The organism is Bradyrhizobium genomosp. I (2014), assembly GCF_000261685.1.
GTDB lineage: Bacteria > Pseudomonadota > Alphaproteobacteria > Rhizobiales > Xanthobacteraceae > Bradyrhizobium.
In genome coordinates this window covers 1-2,569 of the sequence record NZ_AJQE01000282.1, presented here as the reverse complement: position 1 = coordinate 2,569, position 2,569 = coordinate 1, and the positions used below count along the sequence as shown (strand labels likewise).

At 58.5% G+C, this 2,569-nt stretch carries 3 protein-coding genes; all 3 read right to left on the bottom strand.

Going from position 1 to position 2,569, the window contains the following annotated elements; genetic code table 11:
* Nucleotides 1-129: 129 nt before the first annotated feature.
* The gene (locus IC50_RS26060; protein ID WP_028160486.1) at nt 130-438 is read right to left on the bottom strand and encodes a hypothetical protein; all 309 of its coding nucleotides are present in this window, start codon (nt 436-438) and stop codon (nt 130-132) included.
* A 49-nt stretch (nt 439-487) separates the two neighbouring features.
* Nucleotides 488-739 carry a hypothetical protein gene (locus IC50_RS26055; RefSeq protein ID WP_370126333.1) on the bottom strand — a complete coding sequence of 84 codons (252 nt, stop codon included), beginning with the start codon at nt 737-739 and terminating at the stop codon, nt 488-490.
* A 104-nt stretch (nt 740-843) separates the two neighbouring features.
* Nucleotides 844-2,190 carry a radical SAM family RiPP maturation amino acid epimerase gene (locus tag IC50_RS26050; protein WP_100213762.1) on the bottom strand — a complete coding sequence of 449 codons (1,347 nt, stop codon included), beginning with the start codon at nt 2,188-2,190 and terminating at the stop codon, nt 844-846.
* Nucleotides 2,191-2,569 lie beyond the last annotated feature (379 nt).

Below are 2,569 nucleotides of genomic sequence, written 5' to 3'. Positions count from 1 at the left end.
CGGCGCCCGCCGCAAACAGGCGTGGCAGGACGGCAAAATCAGTGAAGTCATTGGGACTACGGCGTTACGACCTGTCCCGCCCTTGTCATCAAGCTGTTCTGGCTCGCAACCGTGTACGGATCGTGCTGATCATTTCGTGAATAGATCCGGTAGGGCCCAGCCGTTCGCTAGGGGCGTCTCGTGGATCACGATCCTGTGGTACGGCTTAGCTACCGGATTGGGAAATGCGAACAAATCTGTCGAGCCTTCGACGAACATGTTTGCTCCGAGCGGCGTCAGGGACGGCAGATGATCTTCAAGATAATCCACATGAGCTCGATTTGGAGCAAGCCCGTCCGACGGATAGAACGTGTAGCGCCCGCTGAAATCGGCCGCGATAATCTCAATCGCTACAAAGTACGTCTCGACCCGGTGAACATCCTGGGTAGCACCCGGCACGACTGCAGCATCTTTAAGATGCTTCCATTTTCCGCGACCAGGAATCAGTTCAGTCTCTCAGGTAATTGAGCATACTATTGCAGGCGTCATCGGCCTCAGCGAAGCTCTGCAGCGGCGAGCCGAGCACCCTGATCGCGCCACGGCTCTGGTCAAGCGGACGCCACGAAGCGACGTAGCCGAACCTTCCGCGAAAACCAGGACCGGTCGGGCCCTGCAAGCTTATAACGAACGAGTAGCCGCCGCTGCGTGCACTCCAAATTTCCATGTTTTTGACAGCGCGGTGGAACTGCAGGGGCATCATGCACCGTTCGCCTGGGCAACTCGACAATGAAATTCTTCCGGCGGACCCACTGGCGTACAAAATCCGAAACTCTAACCGCTGCCGGATGAAAGCGCAGTAGCAGGTCAGCTGGTCTGCCAGGCGAAGCTGTCGTCTAAGTCCTCTTCAATCACCCCGGCCGCGTATAACTGATCGAGCAGGTCGGCTACTGCGAGCACGCTCGCTCCGTCAGTTGTGACCTGCCTAACCAGCTCCGACGCTGTGCAGTTGCCGCAGGCGATTAGATGGCCAACGGAAGTCGGAGCGATGTCGTCGAGCACCCGGTGTTCCATGTTGCGTGACCGGAGATGAAAGCATCGGTTCCCGGCCTGGTATTGCAGGTCCCTGCGGAAGCGGATCGGCAATTTGGGAGCTGGGCTCTCGAGCATATGCTGGTCAATCATGCGCTGCAGCCCCTCGCGGAACTCGTCAGGCGTCCTGAAGAAGCGTTCACTCAAGACGCGGTAGCCGAGAGGCCAGCGTTTGCTACCCGGCACCGGCGTCACCAATTGTAAACGCCCCTGCAGCATATTTACGAGAAAGCCGGAAACACAGGCGATGGTCGTGTGATCGCCCTCCAGCAAGGCGATTGCATCATCTTTGTTGGCGACCCTAAGTTTCTCGCTCCGCTCGCGCGCGCGCCCAGCAAAAGCCTTTGCAGTCAGCGCCTCCTTGCCCTGCAGGACGAGTTCGACACCGATCAGCTCCTCAGGCGAAAACGCCATGTGAATCTGGTCGAGATGTGTTGTGCTCAGCGCGGAGAAACGATTTGTCACGGTGCGATAGCGCTTGAACAGTTCGAGCACGCGCGTGGTGAGCGCGCGATCCCTGATCGGGGCCGCCGTCGTTGTTTGTGGCAATGCGCCCGTGATCTGATAGTAGTCGAATAGAAAGCGGTCGTAGTGTGGGTTGTCCATAGGCTCTGTGGCCCAGTAGCAGAAACCAGTACGGGCAGCCGAACCAAACATCTCGCTCGCGATACCGACCACACCGCGCCAAAGCGCTGCATGCTCTTCGCTATATTCGTAATAGCCTTTGAAGCGGTCGGCCGAGAGGCCGCAGAACCAACAACCGACGGAGCAGCCGTCGCTCAGCTCGAAAGCGATGATCGGGTACGTGACCGACGCCGCCGTTACGCCCAATTCGTCGTTGCAGCGCCGGATTTGGCGCTCGCGCCAAGCATGAAAGCGAGAGTTGATCGTCGACATTTCGCCCTCTTCGCGCAGGATGCCGCGATGGCGCAACATCTCGCAGATAAACTCGTCCCACATCATAGCCAGGGGCCAGGGCGTAGACTCCGGCTTGAAGCGGTGTTTCAGGTAGCCGCCGCGCCAGAGCGGCAGCATCTTCATTGGGTCAACTTCGATGCCGTAGCGCTCTGTTACCGCGCGAGGAGAATCAACGTTCTCCGAAAGCGCCCTGCGGAACTCCAAGTCACAGCCAGCCGCTCCATGAAGCGCTTGATGTGTGACAACGTGCGCAGTTGCTCGGGGGTACGCCGGTCAAAGATCTGTCGGCAGTGTTCGGTGGCAGTGTGCGTCATACGGTGCGGGTGCGCCCTAAAGCCGCATCTCTAGGCCTGAAAGCAATGATCTCACGCCTGACGAGGCGTGATTTCAGTTCTCTTCGCACCGGTTCGTCTCCTTGAGGACGAGCCAATGCGATCAGAGCTGAAAACATGTCAGGCCGCGACCGCGACAACAACTACAATAAGCAAAACGATAGCGACCAGGTCACGGCCGGCTTCCGCGGCTTGCACGGCGCTCGTGGGTGCCTCCGACGATGAACTAGTACCCACTTTTCTTGGAACGT

Excerpts from the sequence above, each read along its gene's own strand:
- IC50_RS26055 (WP_370126333.1), bottom strand. The coding sequence starts at position 739 with ATGATGCCCCTGCAGTTCCACCGCGCTGTCAAAAACATGGAAATTTGG.